At 38.0% G+C, this 25,895-nt stretch carries 29 protein-coding genes; 4 read left to right on the top strand and 25 right to left on the bottom strand.

Features of this window, described 5'->3' with window-relative positions:
• Genes yqeK through R4Z09_RS06590 form a run of 6 tightly spaced genes read right to left on the bottom strand, consistent with a single transcriptional unit; the run spans position 1 to position 3,932 of the window.
• Positions 1 to 564, bottom strand: coding sequence for a bis(5'-nucleosyl)-tetraphosphatase (symmetrical) YqeK (yqeK, locus tag R4Z09_RS06615; protein WP_338451547.1), 564 nt, complete (start codon positions 562 to 564; stop codon positions 1 to 3).
• Positions 554 to 1,120, bottom strand: coding sequence for a nicotinate-nucleotide adenylyltransferase (locus R4Z09_RS06610; protein ID WP_338453214.1), 567 nt, complete (start codon positions 1,118 to 1,120; stop codon positions 554 to 556). The genes yqeK and R4Z09_RS06610 overlap by 11 nt, the downstream gene beginning before the upstream one ends.
• Positions 1,121 to 1,146: 26 nt before the next feature.
• On the bottom strand, positions 1,147 to 1,437 hold the full coding sequence (gene yhbY, locus R4Z09_RS06605; RefSeq protein WP_338451546.1) for a ribosome assembly RNA-binding protein YhbY: 291 nt from the start codon (positions 1,435 to 1,437) through the stop codon (positions 1,147 to 1,149).
• On the bottom strand, positions 1,431 to 2,270 hold the full coding sequence (aroE, locus tag R4Z09_RS06600; RefSeq protein ID WP_338451545.1) for a shikimate dehydrogenase: 840 nt from the start codon (positions 2,268 to 2,270) through the stop codon (positions 1,431 to 1,433). Before aroE ends, yhbY begins: the two co-directional genes overlap by 7 nt.
• A gap of 37 nt (positions 2,271 to 2,307) precedes the next feature.
• Positions 2,308 to 3,429, bottom strand: coding sequence for a ribosome biogenesis GTPase YqeH (yqeH, locus tag R4Z09_RS06595; protein WP_422392250.1), 1,122 nt, complete (start codon positions 3,427 to 3,429; stop codon positions 2,308 to 2,310).
• Positions 3,417 to 3,932, bottom strand: a complete 516-nt coding sequence (locus R4Z09_RS06590) for a YqeG family HAD IIIA-type phosphatase (RefSeq protein ID WP_338451543.1) — start codon at positions 3,930 to 3,932, stop codon at positions 3,417 to 3,419. Before R4Z09_RS06590 ends, yqeH begins: the two co-directional genes overlap by 13 nt.
• 482 nt (positions 3,933 to 4,414) lie before the next feature.
• Between R4Z09_RS06590 and R4Z09_RS06585 the strand changes: the two genes are divergently transcribed.
• Complete coding sequence (locus tag R4Z09_RS06585) at positions 4,415 to 4,558, top strand: sporulation histidine kinase inhibitor Sda (RefSeq protein ID WP_338453213.1); 144 nt, start codon at positions 4,415 to 4,417, stop codon at positions 4,556 to 4,558.
• Between the two features lie 29 nt (positions 4,559 to 4,587).
• Here R4Z09_RS06585 and R4Z09_RS06580 read toward each other — a convergent pair whose 3' ends face one another.
• Entirely contained in the window at positions 4,588 to 5,379 is a 792-nt protein-coding gene (locus R4Z09_RS06580; RefSeq protein WP_338451542.1) for a phosphatidylserine decarboxylase, read from the bottom strand.
• A 114-nt stretch (positions 5,380 to 5,493) separates the two neighbouring features.
• Between R4Z09_RS06580 and pssA the strand changes: the two genes are divergently transcribed.
• A complete protein-coding gene (gene pssA / locus R4Z09_RS06575) occupies positions 5,494 to 6,033 on the top strand; it encodes a CDP-diacylglycerol--serine O-phosphatidyltransferase (RefSeq protein ID WP_338451541.1) in 540 nt (179 codons plus the stop codon).
• A gap of 244 nt (positions 6,034 to 6,277) precedes the next feature.
• Complete coding sequence (sigK, locus tag R4Z09_RS06570) at positions 6,278 to 6,997, top strand: RNA polymerase sporulation sigma factor SigK (protein ID WP_338451540.1); 720 nt, start codon at positions 6,278 to 6,280, stop codon at positions 6,995 to 6,997.
• Between the two features lie 286 nt (positions 6,998 to 7,283).
• Here sigK and R4Z09_RS06565 read toward each other — a convergent pair whose 3' ends face one another.
• The gene (locus tag R4Z09_RS06565) at positions 7,284 to 7,541 is read right to left on the bottom strand and encodes a YrhC family protein (RefSeq protein ID WP_338451539.1); all 258 of its coding nucleotides are present in this window, start codon (positions 7,539 to 7,541) and stop codon (positions 7,284 to 7,286) included.
• Between the two features lie 142 nt (positions 7,542 to 7,683).
• The gene (mtnN, locus tag R4Z09_RS06560; RefSeq protein ID WP_338451538.1) at positions 7,684 to 8,385 is read right to left on the bottom strand and encodes a 5'-methylthioadenosine/S-adenosylhomocysteine nucleosidase; all 702 of its coding nucleotides are present in this window, start codon (positions 8,383 to 8,385) and stop codon (positions 7,684 to 7,686) included.
• 179 nt (positions 8,386 to 8,564) lie between these two features.
• On the opposite strand from mtnN, the gene R4Z09_RS06555 reads away from it, so the two are divergent.
• On the top strand, positions 8,565 to 8,768 hold the full coding sequence (locus R4Z09_RS06555) for a YrzA family protein (RefSeq protein ID WP_338451537.1): 204 nt from the start codon (positions 8,565 to 8,567) through the stop codon (positions 8,766 to 8,768).
• Positions 8,769 to 8,823: 55 nt separating this feature from the next.
• On the opposite strand, the gene R4Z09_RS06550 is transcribed toward R4Z09_RS06555, so the two are convergent.
• From R4Z09_RS06550 to R4Z09_RS06475, 16 genes are all read right to left on the bottom strand, one after another.
• Positions 8,824 to 9,570: a YrrS family protein gene (locus R4Z09_RS06550; RefSeq protein WP_338451536.1), complete on the bottom strand. Its 747-nt coding sequence runs from the start codon at positions 9,568 to 9,570 to the stop codon at positions 8,824 to 8,826.
• A 133-nt stretch (positions 9,571 to 9,703) separates the two neighbouring features.
• Positions 9,704 to 11,473 (bottom strand): peptidoglycan D,D-transpeptidase FtsI family protein, encoded by a 1,770-nt coding sequence (locus R4Z09_RS06545; RefSeq protein ID WP_338451535.1) that lies wholly within the window; start codon positions 11,471 to 11,473, stop codon positions 9,704 to 9,706.
• 63 nt (positions 11,474 to 11,536) lie between these two features.
• A complete protein-coding gene (gene greA, locus R4Z09_RS06540) occupies positions 11,537 to 12,013 on the bottom strand; it encodes a transcription elongation factor GreA (RefSeq protein WP_338451534.1) in 477 nt (158 codons plus the stop codon).
• A 436-nt stretch (positions 12,014 to 12,449) separates the two neighbouring features.
• The gene (locus tag R4Z09_RS06535) at positions 12,450 to 13,718 is read right to left on the bottom strand and encodes a U32 family peptidase (protein WP_338451533.1); all 1,269 of its coding nucleotides are present in this window, start codon (positions 13,716 to 13,718) and stop codon (positions 12,450 to 12,452) included.
• 158 nt (positions 13,719 to 13,876) lie between these two features.
• Positions 13,877 to 14,806 carry a peptidase U32 family protein gene (locus R4Z09_RS06530; RefSeq protein WP_338451532.1) on the bottom strand — a complete coding sequence of 310 codons (930 nt, stop codon included), beginning with the start codon at positions 14,804 to 14,806 and terminating at the stop codon, positions 13,877 to 13,879.
• Between the two features lie 5 nt (positions 14,807 to 14,811).
• Positions 14,812 to 15,450, bottom strand: a complete 639-nt coding sequence (locus R4Z09_RS06525) for an O-methyltransferase (RefSeq protein ID WP_338451531.1) — start codon at positions 15,448 to 15,450, stop codon at positions 14,812 to 14,814.
• 225 nt (positions 15,451 to 15,675) lie between these two features.
• On the bottom strand, positions 15,676 to 16,803 hold the full coding sequence (gene mltG / locus R4Z09_RS06520; RefSeq protein ID WP_338451530.1) for an endolytic transglycosylase MltG: 1,128 nt from the start codon (positions 16,801 to 16,803) through the stop codon (positions 15,676 to 15,678).
• A 137-nt stretch (positions 16,804 to 16,940) separates the two neighbouring features.
• Positions 16,941 to 17,228: a DUF1292 domain-containing protein gene (locus R4Z09_RS06515; RefSeq protein ID WP_338451529.1), complete on the bottom strand. Its 288-nt coding sequence runs from the start codon at positions 17,226 to 17,228 to the stop codon at positions 16,941 to 16,943.
• A 13-nt stretch (positions 17,229 to 17,241) separates the two neighbouring features.
• On the bottom strand, positions 17,242 to 17,658 hold the full coding sequence (gene ruvX / locus R4Z09_RS06510; protein ID WP_338451528.1) for a Holliday junction resolvase RuvX: 417 nt from the start codon (positions 17,656 to 17,658) through the stop codon (positions 17,242 to 17,244).
• 195 nt (positions 17,659 to 17,853) lie between these two features.
• Complete coding sequence (locus tag R4Z09_RS06505; RefSeq protein ID WP_338451527.1) at positions 17,854 to 18,117, bottom strand: IreB family regulatory phosphoprotein; 264 nt, start codon at positions 18,115 to 18,117, stop codon at positions 17,854 to 17,856.
• Positions 18,118 to 18,235: 118 nt separating this feature from the next.
• Complete coding sequence (gene alaS, locus R4Z09_RS06500; protein ID WP_422392291.1) at positions 18,236 to 20,836, bottom strand: alanine--tRNA ligase; 2,601 nt, start codon at positions 20,834 to 20,836, stop codon at positions 18,236 to 18,238.
• Between the two features lie 413 nt (positions 20,837 to 21,249).
• Positions 21,250 to 22,353, bottom strand: coding sequence for an AI-2E family transporter (locus R4Z09_RS06495; protein ID WP_338451525.1), 1,104 nt, complete (start codon positions 22,351 to 22,353; stop codon positions 21,250 to 21,252).
• Between the two features lie 124 nt (positions 22,354 to 22,477).
• Positions 22,478 to 22,609, bottom strand: coding sequence for a YrzQ family protein (locus R4Z09_RS06490; RefSeq protein WP_338451524.1), 132 nt, complete (start codon positions 22,607 to 22,609; stop codon positions 22,478 to 22,480).
• Positions 22,610 to 22,626: 17 nt separating this feature from the next.
• The gene (locus R4Z09_RS06485; protein WP_338451523.1) at positions 22,627 to 22,818 is read right to left on the bottom strand and encodes a hypothetical protein; all 192 of its coding nucleotides are present in this window, start codon (positions 22,816 to 22,818) and stop codon (positions 22,627 to 22,629) included.
• Between the two features lie 15 nt (positions 22,819 to 22,833).
• Positions 22,834 to 23,304 carry a PRC-barrel domain-containing protein gene (locus R4Z09_RS06480; protein ID WP_338451522.1) on the bottom strand — a complete coding sequence of 157 codons (471 nt, stop codon included), beginning with the start codon at positions 23,302 to 23,304 and terminating at the stop codon, positions 22,834 to 22,836.
• A gap of 137 nt (positions 23,305 to 23,441) precedes the next feature.
• Complete coding sequence (locus R4Z09_RS06475; RefSeq protein ID WP_338451521.1) at positions 23,442 to 25,850, bottom strand: ATP-dependent RecD-like DNA helicase; 2,409 nt, start codon at positions 25,848 to 25,850, stop codon at positions 23,442 to 23,444.
• Positions 25,851 to 25,895 lie beyond the last annotated feature (45 nt).

Raw genomic sequence — 25,895 nt, 5'->3', positions numbered from 1 at the left:
TCAATCCTCCTTTTTGACTAAATCATTATAAGTAAGAAATGTAAGAGGAAAAATACGCTGATTTTTTTTCATTAAAAAAACAATCGTATTTTTAATCGCTTCGATTAAGGCTTGATTTAAATCTTGATTGGCTATTTCCCTTACATCCTCTACACCTGGAAAATGTCTTCCTGGTTCAATATAATCAGCAAGATAGATAACCTTTTCCAGTTTTGTCATTTTGGGACGTCCTGATGTATGGTAGCGAATTGCATCAAGAATTTCAGGATCTGTCACACCCGCCTCTTTCTCTGCTAAGTAAGCCCCTACCGGTGCATGCCAAAGCTCACCGTTATATTCAAGCAGTTCTGGATCCATCTTTTGCTCAACAATAATGGATTTCATTTCCTCTTTATCGCGAAATTTTGCATAATCATGAAAAATCGCAGCAAGCTCAGCTTTTTTTTCATCTACCCCGTATTTTTTTGCTAATAAAACAGCAGTCTCCATTACACCCAATGTATGCTGATATCGATGGGGAGTGAGCTGCTTTTGGACAATCTCAAGTGCTGCTTCACGTTCCATATAACCGATTCTCCTCAATATATTCCATTACCGAATCTCGAACAAAGTAACGAATATTCTTTCTATCTTTTACCCGATTTCTAATCATTAAAGATGAAATTTCTATATTCGGAACATCCACATAAATAATGGGATAATTCGTTTGTTTGTCATATTCGGGTCTGTTAACACCAACAAAAGTAACTAATTTAACTAATTCCTCAATCTTATACCATTTTGGCAAATACTCGATCATGTCGGCACCAATAATGAAATAAAAGCGATGATCATACCTTTGTGTTAAAAGCTTCATCGTATCAAATGTATAGGACCTGCCGGGACGTTCAAGTTCAATCGTTTGCAGTTTAAAATTCGGATTCCCGGCAATTGCTCGCTGAATCATTTCCGATCGATGAAGCCCGCTTACTCCATTTAATGTCTCTTTATGGGGCGGTTCTTGATTCGGCATAAACCATATTTCATCAAAATTTAATTGTAATTGTACTTCATTTGCAATAATTAGATGGCCTAAATGAGGAGGATTAAATGTGCCTCCTAAAATCCCTATTTTTTTCAGAGAAAATCATCCTCAAATAAATATTTTTATGGCAGTATAAGCTGCTTATTTTCAATTGACTCCTTATATAAAACAATCGTGTTTCCAATGATTTGTACAAGCTCGGCATCCGCTCCCTTTGAAATCGCTTCTGCCACTTCATCTCTATCCTCATCACAATTTTGCAGAACACTTACCTTTAACAGTTCACGGGCCTCCAAAGCCTCACGAATCTGCTTAATCATATTCTCATTTACCCCGCCCTTTCCCACTTGAAAGATTGGATTTAAATGATGAGCTTTAGAGCGCAAAAATCGTTTTTGTTTACCTGTTAACATGACTTTCCTCCCAATTGTTTCAATACGATCGACTGCATTCTTTCGGTATCCGGCAGAACTCCAGTCCACTTTTCAAATGCAAGTGCACCCTGATAAGCAAACATCGGAACACCGTTTTGCGTCCGAGCACCCTTTTGTTTCGCATCTTGCAATAACTTTGTTTCAAGCGGTGTATAAATGATATCACTAACAAATGCATCCTTTTTCAAGCCATCAAGACATATTGGAGAACGGTCATCATTAGGATGCATTCCGATTGAAGTTGTTTGCACGATTAAATCATATTTAGCTATATTTTCTTCTGCCCCTTGTATACTTAAGACAGTTGATTCTACTGGATACGGACAATTTTGCACGAGATACTCAGCCTTTTCCGGTGTCCGGTTTGCGATGTCAATAGACGGAACACCTTCATGTGCCATCGTATAGTAAATCGCTCTCGCTGCTCCGCCAGCCCCGATTAACAGCATATTTTTATCAATAAAAGACGGAATTTCTTTCCTTAAGGCTTCTAAAAAACCACTTCCATCTGTATTATACCCAATAAATCTGCCATCATCGTTTACAACCGTATTCACGGCTCCAATTGCTTGTGCAAGCGGATCAATCTCGTCTAAGAATGGCATAATCGTCGTTTTATGTGGAATGGTTACATTAAAGCCAGATAAATGAATAGCCTTAAACCCCTTAACCGCATCAGATAGAGATTCTTTTAGTACATGAAAAGCAAAATACTCTGCATTGATGTCATTGCGTTGAAAACAATCATTTTGCATGACTGGTGACATGGAATGTGCGATTGGATCGCCAATTACCCCGTATATTTTTTTCACAATACCCTCTCCCCCAACGTAAAACTTTCTCTTTTTTCTATATTAAAGCTTTTCTTATGAGCGCGTGAACCCCTTTTGGAACGTATGCTGCGACTACCGCTCCCGGCTCATGTATCGTAACCCATCCAAGTCCGGAAAAAACAATATCTGTCTTCCCTTCCTTAACCGTGAACTCATGCCGAACTAGCTCAGGAAATGATTCCAGTTCATCTTTATTCGGCGGTGTTAACAATTCACCTGCTTGTCTCTTATATAAATCATCAGCATTTTCTATTTTTGTTCGGTGAATCATTAAATCATTAGAAAAATGACATGAAAATGACCTGCGTCCACCTTTAATATAATCAAAACGGCCTAGTCCGCCAAAAAATAAGGTTTGACCTTCATTTAATTGATACACTTTTGGTTTGATCTCTTTTTTAGGTGTTATCACCTTCAAATCGCGTTTGTCCACAAAATGGGCCATTTGATGGTGATTGATGATTCCAGGTGTGTCAACTAACACTTGTCCATCTGAAAGTGGGATTTCAATAATATCAAGTGTTGTCCCAGGAAAATGTGAGGTTGTAATAACATCAGCCTCGCCTGTCACTTCTTTAATAATACGATTAATAAACGTCGATTTGCCGACATTTGTACAGCCGACAATATAAACATTCTTACCTTCTCTGTATTCATCAATCGCTTGGGCAACTTCTTTCATATAAAGCCCTTTTGCCGCACTTACTAAAAACACTTCTGCCGGCTGCAATCCAAGCTGTTTTGCCTCATGCTTCATCCAGTTAATCAATTTATTAGGCTTAACTGATTTCGGAATCAGGTCCACTTTATTACCAATCAACAGTACTTTATTTTTACCTGTAAAACGATGAAGTCCAGGAAGCCAACTTCCATTAAAATCAAAAATATCAACGATTTTGACAATCAAAGCATCACTTTTACCGATTTCATTTAAGATCCGTAAAAAGTCATCGTCTGTTAAACTTACATCCTGTATTTCATTATAATGTTTTAAACGAAAACATCGTTGACAAATAATTGGTTCCTTTTGTAAAGCGGATGCTGGTGTATAACCTAATTCAACTGGATTTTCCGTTTGAATCTGCACCCCGCATCCGACACATGAATATTGTTCACTCAAATGATTTATTCCTCCCATTGCAGCATGCCTTTTTTTCTAAACCAGTTTAAAATTTGTCTTTCCACTAATCGATTAAATTTTGTTGCCACCCCGTCTGTTTGTGCAACCGGTACAACTAATATGGTATGAAAACCTCCCAAATTACCACCAAGAACATCGGTTAGCAGCTGGTCACCGATCACGACCGTTTCTTCTTTTTTTACATTCATTAATTCTGCCGCTTTATGAAAGGATTTTGCCAGCGGCTTTCTTGCACGATAAATAAACTTTATATTAAGCGGATCTGAAAACGCCTTAACCCTTGTTTCATTATTATTTGATACAATGGTCACTTTAATATTATGCTTTTTCATTTCTTCAAACCATTTGATGACATTTGGTGTTGCCTGCGGGCGGTCCCATTCAACAAGCGTATTGTCAAGATCGGTAATAATAGCTTTAATCCCTCTTTTTATTAAGTCTTCCGGGTGAATATCCAGAATACTTTTTACATGCTGGTTAGGCAAGAATTGCTTTAACACGAATTTACACCCCATTATCGATAACCCATTTGATCATACTTTTATTTATACTTTGTTGTTATTCTCTCTGCTTCCCATTTTTCACCGTTCCATCATAACCAATTTTAAACATTTGTTCAAAAAAATTTTCTATTTTTTTCATGTAAATGGACGGTTATGAGTAAAATTGTTCGACACCTTTCAACAGCACGTGAAATTGTGGATAACTTTATTCACAATTTTAACAGCTATTTAAGCGTATTATTTCTATTTATTAACAACTTAATAACAAGTTATCCACTTACATATGTGGATAAGAGAACGATTGTTCTTAACATTAAATTCTGTTAGAGTATGTATACAAGCAATGTAACTTATACTATATGACTTATACAGGAGCGGTTAGAACGTCTAAATAATATTTTTTATTAATATCCGAAAACCTTGCTGAACGATTTATGAATTCTTCATCGTTAGCAGGAAAAATGGAGGTGAATTCTGACATGTTTAAATTATCAGATGAGCTGCTGATTGAATCCTATCACAAAGCCATAGAATTAAACTTAAGTCCAGATTTTATCCGCTTAATTGAAGCGGAAATTCACCGACGCTCCCTTAACAGTAGAACCAAAGTATCTTCTTCTTAATCAATCCCCCTAATTGGGGTTTTTCTTTTTTACCGGTTTGAAGTCTGTTTTAGATAACCGATACATTCACCTACTCTTGCCGGACACGGGACACTGTTTAAAGCTGGTGTAAAGGTATCCTCCTCAAACAAAAGCACAACAGTTGAACCAAAGGAAAAGTAGGCAATTTCAGAACCTTTCTCAACTTCATCATTTGTGTTCAACACTTCAATTGAGTTAATAAACATAGCCCCAACCTTAACCAATGCCATCGATACACCATTATAATACATTTCGGTGATAATACGATAATTTTTCGAAAGCGGTCTTTTTCCATATTTTAAGCCATACTTATTAACAGGATAGGATTTTGTTCCGATTGTTCTTTGCTCGATCACTTTCCCAGAAATGGGACTGTGTATCCGATGATAATCCCTAGGGCTCAAGTAAAAAATGATATAAGTTCCATTAAGATATTTTTGCGCTTTGTCCGTGCCGCCCAGCATCTCCGAAATTGAATATTCCTTTCCTTTAACATAAATACTCTGATTCAATGCCACTTCACCTATATCTTCAATTGTAGCATCAACAGGACTGATCACAGACAATCTTTCTTGAAAAATCGTCCGGGCATCTGTTTTTAATTTTCTTGTAAAAAACTCATGTAATGATTGATATTCATGGATTGGTTTCTCCATTTCAAGCTGATTAATTTTATACACTCTTGAAAATGATGGAATCAAAAACTTGCTCATTTTCGACCTCGAAAATTTAGCCAGCCATAACGACGTCGTCTTTCTATTCGTTAGTTCAATCAATAAGCGATAGATGATTTGAATCAATATCTTAACCTCCAAAAGAGCGCATTTAATCTTTACTAACAGCCCTAAACACTTTACAATTATATAATAGCTTTACGATGTGTTTTCCCATTTCAAGTGAAAGGAGTGAGGAGAATGTTTTTATCACATGTCTTTGATCAGACGATAAAAAAATTAAAAACCCAAACAGCCAATATCCTTACGCTTGGCAATTTAACACTGGGCGGATTCGCCATTATTTCTACTATTAGAGGCGAATTACATCTAAGTCTGCTGCTCATTTTTATCGCTGCGCTTTTAGACCGTTTTGATGGGATGACAGCTAGAAAATTAAATATTGAGTCGGAGCTTGGGGAACAGTTAGATTCTATGAGTGATATTATATCATTTGGAGTTGCTCCCGCACTACTTTTGTATCAAGGTATTTTATATGAATTCGGTGCACCTGGTACCTTCTTTACTGTATTTTATATTGCCTGTGGTGCATTTAGGCTTGCTCGTTTTAACATTTCTAATAATCACAGCTATTTTACCGGATTACCGATTACCGCTGCAGGTTGCTTGGCAACGTTTAGCTTTTTAGCCCTCCCTTATTTGCCACCACAATTTTTTCTATTTTTGATCATTGTTCTTTCTTTTCTTATGGTTAGTACTTTCCGTTTAAAAAAGATGTAATACTGAGGTAATTGATTTTAAGAGATTAACGTTGAACCATCATAAAAAGCTCGTACTGAAACGGTATGAGCTTCATTTTTATTTCCAATGGACCCTATCTAACCTGGCATTTACCACTACAAAAAAGACCAATGTACAGGTCTAATTGAAAATATTTTGGCTGGACAGACAAATAAACCCTTCCTATCACATAAGTATTTGTTACAGGCATTAGTCTCATACCTAAATAAGCGGAGGTGGCGCCATGTCCGGGATTATGACTGCAATTGCTTATTTATTGAAGGAAATTGTCTTTCTCGTCTCCTATGTTAAAAATAACGCCTTTCCTCAACCACTATCTGCTGCTGATGAAAGAAAGTACTTACAATTGATGGCAGAAGGCGATTCGAATGCCCGCAATATTCTGATAGAGCATAACCTGCGATTAGTTGCCCATATAGTGAAGAAGTTTGAAAATACTGGTGAAGATGCAGAGGATTTGATTTCCATTGGAACGATTGGATTAATTAAAGCCATCGAAAGCTACTCAGATGGCAAAGGAACTAAACTTGCAACTTATGCTGCCAGATGTATCGAAAATGAAATTCTAATGCATTTGCGGGCGTTAAAAAAGACGAAGAAGGATGTCTCACTCCATGACCCAATTGGACAGGATAAAGAAGGCAATGAAATTTCACTTATTGATGTTTTAAAATCTGAATCAGAGGATGTCATTGATACCATTCAGTTAAACATGGAGCTTGAAAAAGTAAAAGAGTATATCGATGTTTTAGATGATCGTGAAAAGGAAGTAATTGTCGGCCGCTTCGGTCTTGATTTACAAAAGGAAAAAACACAGAGAGAAATTGCGAAGGAGCTTGGTATATCAAGAAGCTATGTTTCTAGAATTGAAAAAAGGGCGCTTATGAAAATGTTCCACGAATTCTACCGTGCTGAAAAGGAAAAACGAAAGAGAATGGAATAGGCATTAACCCTAGTTTCAGTTAATGCCTTTTTCATTTAATCCGCACTTACTTCAGCAGAAATAATACATCCAATTGCTCCGACAATAATAAAAGACATGACCATAATAAACATTTCTCACACTCCTGATGGTAAGTTTGTATAGTTTGAATTTACCACATTTAAAATCGTTTAACGGTCAGCGTTGTGAAAGTTTTGTTACATTTTGGAAGCCCTTACAAAGCACATGTAGATTTGCTTTTAAGGAATTAATCACATTAAAAAAACGCCCGTATTTGGACGTTAAATTATTTCTTTATTAAAAAATCCTGCCCTTCTTCCGTTTCAAGCAGTTTTTTATAATAGCTTTTTGAACGCAGTAAGAACAAAACAGCACCCGCAAGAAAAACAGTCGTGATGATCATCATCAGCATTACTTCCATTTGATTTTTTTCCAGCGTTGGGATTAACACACCTAAATAAAAGAAAGCACTGATCGCAAGCAAAACTTTTGCGTACTGTTTATAATCAACCATTTTCTCATAATATTCTTTAGCCTTTTGCATATCATCACCTGCTCTGTCTGCTTATTATTCTAGTTAACTACTAAATAACTGTAACATATAGAGACAAGAAATAGATGATGTAAATTTTAGAAATAACGAAGGAGACTGCATGTTGTCGGTCTCCTTTTATCAATACATTCGATTATCTATTATTTAATAAATGTACCATGTTTATGACGAGGCTTGCTGAATTCAAAGCAGCCTTTTCTAAAAACTGATCAAAGGAAATATTTGATTCTTTTCCAGCAATATCTGACAGGGAACGAATGATGACGAAAGGTACACCGAATTGATGGGCTACTTGTGCAATCGCTGCCGCTTCCATCTCTACAGCCTTTAAATCAGAAAACTTACCACGAACAAATTCAACCCGTTCAGGATCATTCATAAAGGAATCTCCTGTTGCAATTAGGCCTGTGGCAGTTTGAATCCCGTTGATTTCTTTTGCCCCTTCTTGTGCAATCTTAATAAGCTCCTTATCCGCCTCAAAAGCAGCTGGCAAGCGCGGTACTTGTCCGTATTCATATCCGAACACCGTAACATCGACGTCATGGTGACGTACCTCTGTTGAGATCACAATATCACCAATATTTAAATTTGGATCATACCCGCCAGCAGATCCTGTATTAATCACATAGTCTGGTGAGAATTTTTCAAGTAAAATGGTTGTGGACATAGCAGCATTTACTTTTCCAATCCCTGAACGAAGTAATATCACTTCAACACCATCCATAACTCCAAAAGTAAATTCAGATCCCGCGATGACCTCAACCCTTTGATCTTCAATTTTATCTCTTAGAATTGTTACTTCCTCTTCCATCGCTCCAATAATAGCTATTTTCATTCTAATACCTCTTTCACTTCTTATTATCCAGTATCATGATATGATGACACACGATTCCATTCTTAAAAGTATACAGCAAATTGCTTTGTTTTCAAAACATACACCTTACCTGCTAAGTATAGTATAATTTTATATTTGATTAGGAATGAAAATAAATATAGTAGAAAGGATGCATGTTAATGAATTTCCAGCTTGATTTCATTGAAGACAAAGTTGAATTTTATGAAGCACATGACATTAAAACGCTTGAGAAAAAAGTGAATACTCAAATCGAAGTAAATAAAGCGATTTTACTAAAGGTTCATTCTGTTTCCCATCAAATGCATGTTGATGAAAATGGCAGAACCTATTACTCTGCTGTTGTTCACTATAAAGCAAAATAAGATAAATACACAAAAAGATAGAGGGAGAAATAGTCTCCCTCTATCTTTTTGTAATTTATCCATTTAATTCTTCTACCAACGTCGGCTGCCATCCGGAGCCTTCCACCCAATCAATATAAACGCGGTATTTTTGTTTTGTGTCCTTTTGAAGTATTGTACCGACTGATTTATTTGGACCATTATTCCCTAGAAATAGAATCGTCATATTGCTTTCATCAATACCTGTTGCATACGTAATCGCTTGAACCATTTCATTCCAATTTTGTCCGCCGTATTCATTTGGATTTGGATTTGCTTGTGATGTCTCTAGAGGTTCCCAGGCGGGATTTACAATCGTTTTATTTACATCAGGGCCGCTGCCTCCTTCAGTAACAACCTCCTGGTCTTCAGCATCCTTTTTATCTTTTTCTTTATCCGCTTTGTCTTTTTCTTCGTCTGAAGCTTTATCTTTCTCTGTTTGATCTTCGTCCCCATCGGTTTGCTTATCTTTTTTGTTCTGCTCGGATGATTCATCTTCTTCAGCACTTGTTTTTTCACGGTCTTGTTCATTTTCACCCGCGCGCACTTTATCTGCTTCTTTATCCACACTTACAGTTTCTGAACGGTCTTTAATGATGCTGCTGTCTGCCCCTGCAAGGGTCTTCTTCTCACCAGCCGTTTCATCATTTCCAAAGAAAATCCTAACGGAAACAAATATAATTAATAATAAAACAATGATAATTAAACTATTTAAAATAAGATTCGTTTTTCGTCTTTTCGATCGGACCAGCGAACGAGATTTGTCATTAAAAGGCTCTTTCATTGTTTATTCTCCTCTCCCAAAAAAGCTTTATCTATCATGTAACAAGTCGTGACCGGAACTAGTGCTGGATATATCTCTTTAAAACAGCTACAACTATATCATAGGATGAAAATGAAAAAAAGGTCCAAAGGTTTCACTCTTGTATTTTTTGATCATATTCATAAATTGATTTTACCATATCTGCAAAAAGAAGGTTCACGCCTCCTTCATTTTCAAGTACATCAAAATTCACGACTACGAGAGCATAATGGGGATTTTCATATGGAAAATAACCTGCGAACCATTTATTATGAAGCTGCTTATCACCCATAAATTTTCCTGTCTCACCGGTTCCAGATTTACCAGCCACCGCATAAGGTAAGTTCTGAAACCATCGACCCGTTCCTTCTTCATGGGTCACCACTTCTCGTAAGAGTCTTTGTAGTTTTGCTGCAGTATATGACGAAATTCTTTCCCCTTCCTGTTCCTTCTCTTTAAAAGATAGTAAAGATGTCCCATTTTTATATTCAATAGCTGATGCTGCGCGGACCATTTCCTTTTTACCGCCCCTTGCTATCGTCGCCATCATATTCGCAACAGCAAGAGGCGTTGCCCGGACCTCATGCTGTCCAATTCCGGTCAGCCCTACATAGTTTTGATCTGTTCTTGCTTCTTCAGACAAAAACACCCTTCCATTGTCTTCATTAGGAAGCTGTTTAAAATCTTCATAATGATAAATATCCCCTTCCCAGCCTGATGAACCAATAAATGACAGTTTCTTTGCATATTCCTCAAGGATATTCGGATTCTTTGCCTGCAGCTCCTTCGCTAAGGTAGCAAATGTATTATTACAGCTTTTAGCAAAGCTCTCGGTCATATTTAATTGACCGTATTGATAGTGTTGATCAACATCCCCATTGATTTTCCTGCTGCAATCAAACAGCCTTGCAGGATCATCCAGCCGATTCTCAATGGCTGCCGCTGCAACAACCGTTTTAAACACAGAGCCTGTTATTTGCTGCTTTAACATCAGATTATCTGTTCCGCTTACTTTTTCATTAAACGGATCCTTTTTATTGATTTTTGGACGAGACACCATCGATAGAATGGAATTTGTCTTGATATCCAAGAGAACCAGTCCGCCCTTTTTAATCCCATGTTTATCCGCTAATTCTTCTGCTGTCTCCTGTAATTGTGAATCAAGCGTTGTTCTAATATTAATCGGATAAAAAGGGTTAGCAGGCTCAACATATTTCACATTAATACCGAATAATGGGCCCCCGCTCGCATCCACATGATAAACAAGCTTCGCTTCTCCTTCAGGTAAGAGAAATTCATCAAAACTCTTCTGCAGTCCTGTTAACCCAATCGAGGTTTTAGGAGAGATTTTTTTATCCGGATAGCGTGATCGGAGTAATGTTTCATTCTCACCAGTAATCCCAATAACATGCGCAGCAGGATTGCCATCATTCGCAAATTTTTTCTCAACCGCAAACACACCAGGAATTTGCAGCTGATTAATTTTTTTCATTTGGGCTTTTGTTAGACGCAAAGGTTCCGAATTTCCATAGGCAAAAGGCTCTTTCGCCTCTTCGACTGCATTTAATAATTCAACGGAGGAAACTCCCACAATCGAAGCAACCTTTTGAACATCCCAATCGATTTTTGCTAAAAAAGGAAAAAGAATGAGAACAGGTATTTTTTGATGCGTTAAATCCTTTCCGTTTTTATCCAGAAATCCCCCTCTGCCGCTATCAATCACAATGGACTGTGATCTTTGTGAAACACTTTCCTCTAATAAATTGATGCCATGCTTGGAAAAATGCTCAGTCTCAAAAAGCTGCAATTGCATTAACCGGCCAATTAATAAGGCAAAGCAAAGCAAGCAGAGACATACCATGATGATGGCTCTTCTTCTCCACATAATAAACAACACCTCGTCAAAAGTGTTGACGAGGTGCGTTCATTATAAACAATTTTTTCAGAATTATTTAATTGTAACGATTTTTACGTTCATTTCTCCTCCAGGAGTCTGAACAGATACTTGATCTCCTACTTTACGACCAAGTAAGCTTTTGGCAATCGGGGAATCGTTTGAGATTTTTCCTTCAAACGGATCTGCTTCAGCGCTTCCTACGATTGTATAGGTCTCTTCGTCACCGTCTGGAAGTTCAATAAAGGTAACAGAGCTTCCTAATTGAACAGTATCACTATTCAATTCGTCTTCCCCAATAATTTTTGCATTACGGATCATATTTTCAATTGTCGTAATACGGCCTTCAACAAATGCCTGTTCTTCTTTTGCAGAATCATATTCAGAGTTCTCGGATAAATCACCGAAACTGCGGGCAATTTTTATCCTTTCAACTACTTCTTTTCGTTTAACCGTTTTCAATTGTTCTAACTCTTGCTCAAGCTTTTCTTTACCAGCTTGTGTCATTGGAAATTCTTTTTCTACTGCCAAAACCTTTCACTCCTTCTAGTGTTCACAACCCCCATTAGATTGTGTTATCCCATTATCAAATTCGCCCGTCGAATTTGCGCCCGGATTTTTATCGAGCTCGCTCGATAAATTACCTTTAAAAAATCCGAGGCATCCGCCGGAGGCTTAACTTCATTCAGCCAAATTTTGAACCCAGTGAGATTAACAATCTTTTTGCATTCATCCCCACTTATAGAATTAGAAGACTTATGCTGAATGAAGTTAATAAGTGCACATACCTTTTATGTGAATAAAATATATACATGCGCGTCCTTAATAGAACGCGCATTTTTTGTTTATGAATAAAAGGTAATAATTATTTACGCTATTGTTGCATAAAAACGATTTTTATGCAACAATGTTTGAATTATTTTAGCTTAATTTCTTCAAAATAGGGCTGTTTCTCTTATAATTCTTTTTACAGTTCTTTACGCATCATATTATTTGGATATACCGGCTTATCAACTTTAAATTGAACAATTTGCAGCGGATGACGGGCAGCATCAAGCTCATTGCCATCTTCATCCCATATTTTATCAATTACTTGTGTAAAATTCTCAATTTCAGGTCCAAAGAATTCTACCTCTTGGCCTGGTTTGAAGTGGTTGCGCTGCTGCAATGTCACGATCCTTGTTTCTGAATTATAGTCTAAAACAAGTCCGGCAAAATCATAACTTGTCTTTTTGCTATGATTTCCAAACATCTGCTCTTTATACCCTGGAACTCCTTCAAAAAATGCAGGAGCTGTTTCCCTATTTGCACATTTTTCTAATTCCTTAAGCCATTCTTCCTGTATCACAAAATGATCCGGGTCAGCACAGTAAGTATCAATGACTTTACGATAAACACTCACAACTGTTGCAATATAGTGAATCGACTTCATTCGTCCTTCAACCTTCAAGCTGTCAATACCTAACTCAATCATCTTTGGAATCGATTGAATTAAATTTAAATCTTTTGGACTCATCGCAAATGGTGCATCTTCTTCATTAAATAAAGCGACTTCTTCACCATTGTTCAATTGATAAAGATCATAGTCCCAACGACAGGATTGACAACAACCGCCTCTATTGGAATCACGTGCTGTCATATGGTTACTTAATGTACAGCGTCCGGAATAAGCGATACACATAGCACCGTGTACAAAGGTTTCAATTTCAATATCAACCTTTTCTTTCATTTCGCGAATTTCTTCTGCACTTGTTTCACGGGCTAGAACCACACGCTGAAGACCCTCTTCCTTCCAAAATTGAACGGCCTTCCAGTTTGATAAGGATTGCTGTGTACTTAAATGCACTTCAATTTCTGGTGCTAAACGCTGGCACGTTTCAATAATTAATGGGTCCGCAACAATAATGCCATGCACTCCCGCTTCCTTTAAACCAAGCATATATTCCTCAAGCCCGTCGATATTTTCATTGTGGGCAATAATATTCGTTGTTACATAAATCTTAGCACCATATTTTTTCGCAAATTCCACGCCTTCCTTCATTTCTTCGAAGGTAAAGTTATCTGCGTTAGAGCGAAGACCGTATTCCTGCCCTCCAATAAACACTGCATCCGCACCGTAGTGTACGGCGATTTTTAACTTTTCAAGATTACCAGCAGGTGCTAATAGTTCCGGTTTTTTAACAATGATACGTTTACCGTTCACTATTTGTGAAATAGGCTGTTTCGTAATAGACATAGTATTCCCCTTTCTAATTTTCTGCTGTATATGATCCAGTTCCGCCGCCTAGAGACTCGGGTCTTAAAATGTCCATGGGCAAGGCGGCTCCACGAAGTATAGGATGTGTGAGTGCCGGTGTTGCAACAGGACGTTGCGTCCTTAGCCGGCCTTTTCGTTTAATAAACCGTCTCTTTAAAGAAGAAGCCTGTGTCTAACGGGCGGTGTGCCGGTTGAATTTCTTCAATTTTCTCGAGCAAGTCGGTCTTTATATCCTCATATGCATCAGGATCCTCAGCACAGGTATCGATAGCCTGACGGTACAGCTTCGTTACTTCTACCACATAGGCCGGGTCATGAAGAATCCCATCGATCTTAAATGAATCTACCCCTGCTTCGATCATATCCTGTAATTCATCAATCACACACATATCATTTGGACTCATAATATGTGTTCCATTTTCATCCTCAAAAATAGGATATTTATTTTCACGTTCTTTATCATGCAGGAACATATTTTTTTCCAGCTTGTGATTTTCGATCTCCATTTGCTTTCCTTGATACTCAAAGTAATTGCCAAGGAGTGAACGTTTCGATTGGAACATCGTAAGCATGCCATGAACCTGGACTTCAATTTCAACCTCGGCCTTTTCTTTTATTTCCAGAATGGCATCTAGGTTTATTTCCTTCGCTAGAACGGCTCTTTTTGCACCTTTACGTCCCCAATAGTTACACGTGTACCAATTCGTTCCTAATGTTTCCGTACTCCAGTGAAGCTTTAGATCGGGAGCAGCTTCTCTTGCCGCCATTAATACAGCCGGATCGCCAAAGATGGCAGCATCTGCGCCCGCATTTTGTAAAAACTGAAGATAGCCGGCAAGTTCAGGTACTTTTTCATTGTGAAATAAAGCATTCATCGCCACATATACTTTTTTACCTTTTTCATGAGCAATTTGGATCGCCTCTTCTACTTGCTCACGGGAAAATTCTCCTGCTAAACGCAGTCCATATCTTTGTTCACCAATAACAAATGCATCTGCTCCTGCTTCAATTAATGGAAGAATCTGCTTAACATCTGCTGGTGTTACGAGTAATTCTGGTTTTTTCACGCTCTTCACCTCTTCTTACTAATTGCTACACCGTCTCCAACGGGTAAAATAACTGTATGATAATCAGAATGATTCATCAGCCATTCATTGAATTGCTTGATCTTCTTTACAAGACTAGCTATTCGTTTACTTTCAATCATTTCTTCCGCAACCAAGCCCTTAAACAAAACATTATCTGTAACAATGATCCCCGACTCGGTCAGATAGCCTGAATACAACTCAAAAAACCGCTTGTACTGGCCTTTAGCGGCATCAATAAAAATCACATCATACGGAGCAAATGAAGCAACATCCGCTTCAACTTCAAGAGCATCTCCAAGAATAATACGTATTTGCTCTTTTTTCCCAAACTGCTCAATATACTGTTTTGCTAACGCTGCACGCTCTTGGTCCCTTTCAATTGTAGTAATCTCTGCTTTTGGAAGGGCATGAGCCATCCGCAATGCTGAATAGCCAATTGCTGTACCTACCTCAAGAATCTTTTTCGGCTGGACCATGCGAAGAAATTGGATCATTGCCTCCATGCCGGCTAATTCCATGATAGGGACATTGTTTTCAGCTGCGTAGTTCTCCATATTTATGAAAAATTCCGGACGTTCCGGAATTAATTTTTCTATATAGGCATGTAACTTATCGTTTTTCATATTATTCCCACCTCAATCTGTGAAACAAGAAAAAATAGCGTTTCACAGAGATGACGTTAACCGAGGAACTCGGATTTTAACGATTAGCAGGAGTACCTGCATAACTGTGTTGACGCTACTTAAAAAATGTTTTTTAAAACACTTGAACTATTTTATCACAAATGAACGGGAAATGCCAGTAATACTAACTCCCCGTTCACATTTTTATACTAGAAACTACTTCCTTTATTTAATATGTTCTGCCTTTTTCTCGTTATGCTCGGCAAGTGTTTTGGAGAATAACACATCACCCCCAGGTGTTGCCAAGAAGTATAAAAAGTCAGTATCAGCTGGTTCCAACGCCGCCTTAATTGAGGATATTCCGGCATTCGCAATCGGACCTGGCGTCAATCCTGGATGTATATACGTATTATACGGATCATCGATTTCTAGATCACTGTAATATACCTTTTCCTGATGCTCCCCTTTGGCATATAGTACTGTTGGGTCAGTTTGTAAAGGCATTTTAGCATCAATTCGGTTATAAAACACACTTGAAATTTGATCTCTATCAACTTTTTCGGTCGCTTCTTCTTCAATCAAAGAAGCCATTGTCAGTAACTGATGAACAGTCAATTGCTTCTCTTCCATTTCAATCCTATATTCATCTACAACTGACTTTGTTTTCGTGAGCATCACATGAATGATTTCTTCAATCGTGGGATCTTTCCTGTAAAATGGATAAGTTGCTGGAAATAAATATCCTTCAAGCGGATATTTAATTTGCGGGTCCAATATTTCATTCGTTAATAAGTCGGGATATTGAGCTTGTAAAGTTTCAATAAAAGTTCGATCATTTAATGTGGCTAATATAGCTTCAGGCTTATCATTTGTACTTTTAGCAATAATCTCCGCAATTTCAGTCAGTTTCTTACCTTCAGGAATGGTCATTTTAAATACAGCTTTCTGCATGACTTTGCCAGTTTTTAAGCTATTCACGATTTGTGGCAAGGTCATTGCAGGAGTCATGACGTATTCACCAGCCATAAAGCCGGATTCATTTTTAAACTTCACATAGTATTTAAATAGACGGGCGTCTTTAATGATCCCGTTATCCTCTAATATTTGTGAAATATTCGTAATACCTGAACCAATTGGAATTTCAACCTTTATTTCTTCTTTACTGTCCGGATCTACTGGCTTTAATGCAGAATGGATATATAAATAACCTCCGCCGAACAAAACAATAGCAATTAAGAAAATAGAAACGGATATAATTGCAACTACTTTACGAACTACCTTTGCTTCATTTTGACGTTCCAATAGTTCATTTAGCATACTTGAATTTTCGTCACTTTTCTCCTTTTTCTTCATTCATCCCCCTCCGTTCATTCGTTTTAAATATTTCTCGAATTATTATACTATATTTTTAAATGCCCGTAAAAAAAGTTCATTTCTTCTACGAATAAAAAAACAGACCAACCTGAATGGGCAGATCTGTTTTTTAAAATTTATTCTTCTTCGTCTTGCTCGTCCATGAATGTGTTGAGCATTTCTTCGATTAAATCCCATTCTTCATCGGTTTCAATTGGCATTAATTCGCCATCTTCATTGTTTTCATTTGGCGTAAAGGAAGATGCGTGGATTTCAATTTCCTCGTCATCGTCATCTGCACCAATTGGATAATAAAGAACATAAGATTTACCAAACTCTTCAGAGTCAAATGTAAAAAGCACTTCACATAACTGCTCGTTTCCTTCCTCATCCACTATTGTAATATTATTTTCACCGTGGTTCATATTTATCACCTCATTAATTTATACTATCTAAATATCCTTGAAGGATCATAGCAGCTGCCATTTTATCAATTACTTTTTTTCTTTTTTTGCGGCTGACATCTGCTTCGAGCAGCACTCTCTCCGCTGCAACGGTTGTCAGCCTTTCATCCCAAAGAATGACTGGGATCCCAAAGCGTTTATTTAGCTCATCAGCATAAAATTGACTTGCTTCACCACGCGGGCCAATAGTTCCATTCATATTCTTGGGCAATCCAACGACAATCGTACTAATTTCATTTTCTTTAATAATCTTTTCCACTTCATTGAAGCCATATTCCCCTTCAGCTTCGTTTATTGCTATTGTTGTCAACCCTTGTGCGGTCCAGCCAAGTGCATCACTTAATGCTACACCAACCGTTTTAGAACCAACATCTAAGCCCATCATTCGCATACATATTCCCTCACATGATGGATACATCCTTATTCCTATTAGAAATGTGATGAATACCATTTTCCTATTCAAAAAGCATTTTACCATTTATAAGTACAATTTTTCATAAAACAAGGCATTCATCCTTCCAAAAGAGCCTTGTCAGTTTCTAAGCTAAAACAAACGATACATTGAAAAGTGATTTTACTGCATGTCCTATGCTTTGTTTTCTTTTAAATAGGATTTCATTAGTTCTTCAATAATTTCATCCCGTTCAAGTTTACGTATCATATTCCGCGCATCGCGATGTCTTGGAATATATGCGGGATCGCCGGATAACAGGTAACCGACAATTTGATTAATCGGATTATATCCTTTTTCCTGTAATGCTTCATATACTTGAAGAAGCACTTCCTTGACATTATGTTCAACCGGTTCTTCAGGAAAATTGAATCTCATTGTTTGATCAAATGAGCTCATTATTTACACCTCACTTTTTGTAGAGGAAAAAACAAACATAATCACATTCATTCCAGTACCTTTCCATATACCAATTATGATCGTAGTTGTATATATTTTACACTACTTTTTGACAATATCAAACGGATTTCACCCATTCTTCTACATATTCTAAGGCTGCATCTAATTTTGCCGGGTCCTTACCGCCTGCTTGTGCCATATCCGGACGACCACCGCCGCCTCCGCCACATCTTGAGGCAACTTCCTTAATTAATTTGCCAGCATGGAAACCTTTTTCCATTAAATCCTTCGTTACTCCAGCAATTAAATTTACCTTCCCTTCAGCCGGACTGCCAAGAACAACAATTCCCGATCCAAGCTTTTGCTTCAAATCGTCTGCCATATTACGAAGATTATTCATATCTGTTCCTTGAACTTTTGCGACTAATACAGGGACCCCATTAATATCCTTCACTTTTGATACAAGACTTCCCGCTTCAATATTGCCCAATTTTGTTGCTAAAGATTCATTTTCACGCTGCAGTTGTTTCATTTCATGCTGTAAAATTTCAATTCTGGCAGGCACTTCTTTTAAATTAGTTTTTAATTTTGCAGCTGCATCTTTTAATAGATTGATTTGATTATTCATGAGACTATAGGCGCCTTCACCTGTTACTGCCTCAATTCGGCGTATTCCTGCACCAATTCCACTTTCTGATACGATTTTAAATAATCCAATAACGGAAGTGTTTGAAACATGGCAGCCACCGCAAAGCTCAAGACTGAAATCGCCCACTTTTACGACACGGACAATATCCCCGTATTTTTCGCCAAACAGCGCCATTGCTCCCATTGCTTTGGCTTCATTAATTCCTTTATAACTTATATCAACTTCAATACTCTTCCAAATTTGCTCATTAACGATTTCTTCTACTTTTTCCAATTCTTCAGGTTGCACCTGGCCAAAATGAGAAAAGTCAAAGCGCAATCGATCCGGCTCTACCAATGAACCAGCCTGATTAACATGTGTGCCAAGCACATCCTTAAGAGCCTGATGCAGCAGATGTGTCGCCGTATGATTTTTGATGACCTTTGCCCGATTCTCTTCATTGACGGATGCCAGAACCTTTGTATTAACTTTGAGTGTCCCCTCCGTTAAAACGGCACGATGAAGGTTCTGGCCATTCGGTGCTTTTTGAACATCAAGAACGTCAGCCTTAATTCCTGCTGCTGTCAGGTATCCTCTGTCGGCAATTTGACCGCCGCTTTCTGCATAGAAAGGCGTTTGATCAAGGATAAATTGGAATTCATCACCGGATTGAACTTCTTCTGTGAGCTGGCCGTTCTTTAACAACACGATCACGGCTGCTTCTAACTGAAGCTGTTCATATCCTTCAAATTTACTTTCGTTCCTAATATCACTTAAAACCCCGCTTTGAACCTGCATGGAATCAACATCCTGACGCGCAGAACGTGCACGCTCACGCTGCTGTTCCATTTCATTTTCAAAACCTTCATGATCTACAGTCATGCCTTCTTCTTCAGCATATTCTTCTGTTAGTTCAACAGGGAAACCATATGTGTCATATAGACGGAATACATCGGCACCGGAAATTTTGCTGCTTCCCTTTTCTTTTTCCCTTTTGATCACCTCAGCTAAGATGGCCAATCCTTCATGAAGTGTTTCATGGAACCGTTCTTCCTCGTTTTTGATAACTTTTTCAATAAAAGCACGTTTTTCTTTTACCGTTGGATAGAAATCTGCCATAATTTCACCGACAACAGCCACCAGCTCAAACATAAAAGGACGATTGATGCCAATTTGTTTTGCATAACGGACAGCTCTTCTTAATAAGCGTCTTAAAACATAGCCCCGGCCTTCATTCGATGGAATCGCACCATCACCAATTGCAAACGCAACGGTTCTGATATGGTCAGCAATGACCTTAAAAGCTACATCTGTTTCCTTCTCTTTTCCATATTGTGCACCTGAAATTTCCTCTGTTGCTCGAATGATTGGGATAAATAAATCCGTATCAAAGTTTGTTTCGACATTTTGCACGAGTGACGTAATACGTTCAAGTCCCATACCTGTATCAATATTTTTCTTTGGCAGCGGTGTGTATGTGCCATCTGGATTATGATTGAATTCAGAAAACACAAGATTCCACACTTCTAAATAACGATCATTTTCTCCGCCAGGATACAACTCTGGATCTTGTGGATCATTACCAAACTCAGGACCGCGGTCATAAAAGATTTCTGTATTAGGACCACTCGGACCTTCCCCGATATCCCAAAAGTTCCCTTCTAAACGAATAATCCGCTCTTCCGGAATCCCAATTTTACGATTCCAAAGTTCGAATGCTTCTACATCTTCAGGATGAATCGTAACTGAAAGCTTTTCCTTTTCAAATCCAATCCATTTCTCATCTGTTAGAAACTCCCAAGCCCATTCAATGGCTTCTTCTTTAAAATAATCACCAATTGAAAAGTTACCAAGCATTTCAAAAAAAGTATGGTGGCGTGCAGTTTTTCCAACATTTTCAATATCATTTGTTCGAATCGACTTTTGTGCATTTGTAATACGCGGATTTTCAGGAACAACACGACCATCAAAGTATTTCTTTAATGTTGCCACACCGCTGTTGATCCATAATAATGAAGGATCTTCATGAGGAACAAGCGACGCACTTGGTTCTATTGCATGACCTTTTTCCTTAAAAAACTCTAAAAACATCTGACGAATTTCTGAACCTGTATGTTTTCTCAATTTATAAACCTCCTGTTATTATCATAAAGTGAACAAGTTTGAATTTTTGCACAAAAAAAGCCCTCTTCCCTAAGCAGGGACGAGAAGCTCACTCGCGGTACCACCCTGATTATGAATGAAACAAACAATCCATTCATCTCTCAATATCACCTTAACGCGGCATTACGGCAGTGATTAGCTGCATTCAGGATTAGCGTTCTGTTATTCTTCATCTAGAGCTTCTCTCAGCCTTGAAAGCTCCTCTCTTTTGTGTTGATCACGTTTAGATGGGCTATAACATACTCGTTCCTTCTTCATGTTCGTTTATGTAAGTATGATTATATTACGCATTATGCGATATTCTCAAAAGCTTGTCAATATTTGAACGTAGGAAATGATTCTTATACCTCTTCTCTCGTTTCTTTTTGTTTGAAAAGATCGACTGTATTCTTTTTACCAAAGTATTTTTTTGTATGAAGTAAACCTACCTTCAGAACAGCAAGAATCGGAACAGATAAAATCATGCCGGGAATTCCTCCAATTTCACCACCGGCAAAAAGGGCAAGCATAATGATAAGCGGATGCATATGCAAGCTTTTTCCAACAATCAGCGGTGACAAAATATTTCCTTCTAAAAATTGCATTGAAAAAATAATACAGACGGTAATGATCATCATTTTTACTGAAATCATGGAGGCAATGATAACAGCCGGAATCGCACCGATAACAGGACCAAAATACGGAATCACATTTGTAATTCCAATAATTAGCCCTAGTAATAAAGGGTAATTCATATGAAAAAACCAAAACAATAGAGAAGATATGGTGCCAATCACAACACAGACAAGTGTCTGGCCCCTTATATAACTGCCAAGGGATTTATCAATATCCCTTAGTAATAAGACTCCTCCCTGCCGCCATTTCCTTGGTGTTAAATACCATACTGCTCTTTTTATCAATGCATAATCCTTTAACATATAAAAAGAAATAAAGGGAATAATGGCAATCGTAAAAAAGGAACTGACAAGCTCAAGGATCCTATTAATCACATTTGTAAGGATAGCTGCAAGGCTTTGCTCAATTGAAACAATTCCTTCATTAACCCTTTGTTGAATTCCGTCGGGCCAGGCAGCTGTTTTCTTTTGGATATAATCAACAAAATTCATATATTGATTTGTCAGCTCGGGAACACTCTCAGCTAGATCCTTCAGCTGTTTGATAAATTCAGGGAGCCCTTTATAAACGGCAAAACCAACGCCGCCAAAAAAAAGAAAATAGATAATAAAAACAGCCAGCCCTCTATGAAATCCTCCCTCATGAATTCTTTCAATAATCGGATGAAGCAGATAGGTTATAAATGCTGCAACGATAAACGGAAATAAAATCTTAAAGATTACTTCAAGGATAGGAAGCCATATAGGCTGTAATTTAATAAAAATAAACAACACAATCATAAAAAGGAGCAAAAAACCTAAACGGTAATACCATTTTAAAGAGATATTCAACGCTTATCGCCTCCTTTACTTATTGTGAAGGCAAAAACATTTTTTATACCTATTGACTGAATAATTTCCACCTATGCCTAAGACATGTGAACAAGGGATAACCTCTAGAGGTTATCCCTTGTGATTAGAATAAGGTTTTTAGGTTTTTTTTCATTTTCCGCATTTGCCGGTTCGAAATGAGGTTATTTTTTTGCACATAATTATAAGCGGCTACTCCAGCACTCACTGCAAGCATGGAAGTTATCACTTTATTCATTAGATTCACCTCAAATTTTATAGGATAAACCGACGTTCATCTTCATCAAACAAATCATCAAGTGAACTTAAAGAACCATCTTCTTCAACCTGATGGGTCAGGATCAAACCGTTTGAAAGAGTTAGCTCAATAAAACAATTCCAACAGTAATATTGGTTTATACCAATTTTACCGATATCTTTACTCTGACAATTAGGACATTTAAACATAGGAACACCTCACAGTTATTTCACATTCACTATGATGGCATCCTTCCCAATCGCAGGCGGTTTATCTGCTTTAACTACACGTTTTCCTTCCATGATGTCTGAAAAGAAGCCATCCGATAATTCATACCCTATAATCGTTCCCGCTTCTTCCAAAAAATATACATCTTCTAAGAAACCAAGGCGTTCTCCTTCACTTGTCATCATCATTCTGCCTAGCAATCGCCCCTGGTTTTCAAACGTGTATTCCTTTGGTTCCGTTAATGGTTCCAGAATGTTTCGGTCTTCAATCATAACCCCGTCAAAGCCAAAAGAAGATACATCCTTCACATTGATTTTATATGTTTTTTTTAAGAAAACGCCTTTTTTAATCAGTAACGCTCTAACCATACCGTCATTGGATATATTTAAGTCACATATTTCCCCTATTTTTGAACCAGTTTTTAGTTCAAACACAGGAAGTCCCTTTAATAATGAAAATGTCCGCAAAGATAATCCCACCCTCCCGAACATTCATATTATGTTCTGATATCAATAAATCATAAGAAGAAACGTTTTCCATGAAGAAAATGAAATGTTATTTTATGATTGGAACAAAAAAGAGCAACCACTGGATGCTCTTTTTCCTACATAAATTGATAAGGGTTAACATTCTCCATTCCGATCATTGGATCAACATTCATCATCATTTCTTCATACGTTAATTCCTCAGTTTGAAGATCTTCCACTATGGATCCTGCTTTTGGTTTTAGTTCTTGCAGTTCTTCCTGCAGTTTTTCAGCTAATGTCGTTTGCCGGGACTGTTCGTCAGCCCGCTCAACCCCAAGGCGCAGCGCTTCTTCTTCACCGCAGAGGATTAAAAATTGTTTGCTCCTTGTAATGGCAGTATAGATTAAATTTCGCTGCAGCATACGATAATAACTTTTTACAATTGGTAAAATGACAATTGGGAACTCGCTTCCCTGTGATTTATGAACCGAGCAGCAATATGCAAGCGTAATTTGATTTAAATCCTGCCTTGTGTAGGTTATTTCAACACCCTCAAAGGAAACAACAACCATATCCTGCTTTTCCGTATTTTCTTTTGCATAAAAAACAGACACTACTTCACCCATATCACCGTTAAAAACGTGCTTATCGGGTTGATTGACAAGCTGAAGGACTTTATCCCCGACCCGATACTTAGTGTTTCCAAAGACCAGTTCTTTGCGAGAACCATCAGGATTTCCATTTAAAATTTCCTGAAGCATTTCGTTCAAGCGGTCAATTCCTGCAGGCCCTTTATACATCGGTGCCAATACCTGAATATCTCTTGGCGTGTATCCTTTTTTCTTGGCATTTAAGACAACTTTTTCAATCACATTAGCAATCTGTCCGGTATGACAGCGAAAAAAGGAACGATCCGCCTGTTGCATGCTGACATCTTTTGGCAGCTTTCCTTTTTTGATTTCATGAGCCAGCTCAATGATGGAGGAACCTTCGGCCTGGCGATAAATATCCGTTAATCTGATCGTTGGAATCACATTCGATTGAAGCAGGTCCCGTAATACCTGTCCCGGACCGACAGAAGGAAGCTGGTCCTCATCGCCGACAAGTATGACCTGGATATGCTCCGGTAATGCTTTAAATAACCGGTTAGCAAGCCATATATCAACCATTGACGTTTCATCGACTATCAGAATTTTCCCTTCTAACGGGTTGTCTTCATGATGATCAAAACCCTCACTACCATTCCACCCTAGCAATCGATGGATCGTCACTGCCGGAAGTCCGGTCGATTCTGTCATCCGTTTCGCTGCCCGACCGGTTGGCGCCGCCAGCAGAAAGGGAAAAGGCTCTTCTTTTTTGTAATCCTTTGGATCAAGTGAGCAGCCATGAAGCTCAGCGTATAATTCCACAATCCCCTTAATAACAGTCGTTTTACCAGTCCCGGGTCCTCCCGTTAATAATAACAACGGAGACATCAGAGCAGTTTGAATCGCATCTTTTTGCGTCGGTGCGTACTGTACACCAATTCGTTCTTCTAAATTGCCAAGTGCCAGCAAGAACTCTGATTCAGGAAATTGATCAGCATACTCCGTTTGCTCGAGCAGCTTCTTAATACTTGTAACAAGTCCTTTTTCAGAAAAATAAAGGGAAGGCAAGTAAAATCTTTTGTTTTCGACGATAATTTTTCCTTCTTCTTCTAGCTTCAATAGTTCACGGGTTATATCGGCAAATTCAATTTGATTCCGTTTATTTTCCTCAAGAAGCTTTTGTACACTGACTAAGAGGTGCTCAGCATCAACAAACACATGACCGTTTTGCATACATTCCTGCTCTAATATATAAAGGCAGCCTGCTTTAATACGGTCTGGATGACTACCTGTAATGCCTTGCTGGTGACCAAGTTCATCAGCACGAGCAAAGCCAATCCCCTCAACATCTTCAACCAGCTTATACGGATTTGTTTGGATAACTTCTATCGTTAATTCCTTGTAAACCTGATAGATTTTCATCGATAATTGAGGACCGAAGCCATATTGGTTTAATGCGATCATTGCCTGCTCAAGCCCTTGATGCTCCATCAGTGTGTCATATAAGTCCTTTGCTTTGTCAGGCGGGAGTTTGGGAACTTGGTCTAGGAGGGAAGGATGATTTAATATCCGTGTAATCGCATTTTCTCCAAGCGTATCAACGATTTTCTCAGCTGTTTTCTTTCCAATCCCTTTAAAGAGTTCACTTGAAAGGTAGTTGACAACCCCTTGTTTTGTTTGCGGTATGTCTTTGCGAAAATGGCTGGCATGAAACTGAAGGCCAAATTTTTGATGCTCCTTCATCTCTCCGTAAAAAATATAAACTTCCTGTTCATGGATTTTCGGAAAATAGCCGGTAACAACAGCTTCTTTATCATCATAATTTTCATTTGTCTCTTCGACTCTGATCCTGAGAACCGTGTATAAATTTTGTTCGTTATGAAAAATTGTTACAATCGGTTTCCCTTTGATAAACTTTCCCTGTTCAGCATATAAATCAAGTGAGTCTTGCTTTTCCACCTTTTGAGTTCCCCCCTAACCATCTTTGACTTCATACCGGTCCAA

Source organism: Niallia oryzisoli, assembly GCF_036670025.1.
GTDB classification, from domain to species: domain Bacteria; phylum Bacillota; class Bacilli; order Bacillales; family Cytobacillaceae; genus Bacillus_BD; species Bacillus_BD oryzisoli.
Note: the sequence above shows the minus strand (reverse complement) of the source record. Positions and strands in the feature narration are given on the sequence as shown.